This window comes from Nocardia sp. TBRC8007, from assembly GCF_056629435.1.
The window spans coordinates 1-479 of the sequence record NZ_JBWSOR010000155.1; the positions used below are offsets into that span (position 1 = coordinate 1).

The 479-nt window shown below is 60.5% G+C and carries 1 protein-coding gene; it reads right to left on the reverse strand.

The genetic code is table 11. The annotated features are described in order from the left end of the window. The coding region (locus ACX4ZE_RS23065; RefSeq protein WP_480275565.1) for a transposase at positions 1-479 on the reverse strand (479 nt) is incomplete at both ends.

Consider the following 479-nt stretch of genomic DNA (forward strand, 5'->3'; position numbering starts at 1 on the left):
TACTGAGGTTTTCGGTGTGATGTCGTGAGTGTGAGTCCGGTTGCGGTCAGGCATCCGTCGATTAGGTTGTGATGGTATTGAATTCGTCGTAGGCCGTGGCGGAGGGTGTGTAGCAGGTGGGTCGGGTCTGTGAATGTGGTGTTGGCCTGGCTGTTTCGTCTCAGTAGTGACCAGATGCTTTCGACCGGGTTCAATTCGGGTGCGTACGGTGGTAGCCGGTAGCAGTTGATCCAGTCGTGGGTGTCGATGAATGTGCTTAGCCGGGTGTCGCGGTGCACGTTCAGGTTGTCCCAGACCAGCACGATCGGGCCACCGAGTTGGCGGTGGGTATCGACGAGCAGGTCGCGGTAGTCGGTCCAGGCGAAGCTACGGCGCCCGGCGGTCTTCGGGCCGCGATGATATTTGGGCCGGTAGATCAGCCGGGAACGCTCGCCGGTCTTGTAGCAAACCACCGCGGCTACGGAGAACCGCCGCTGGGA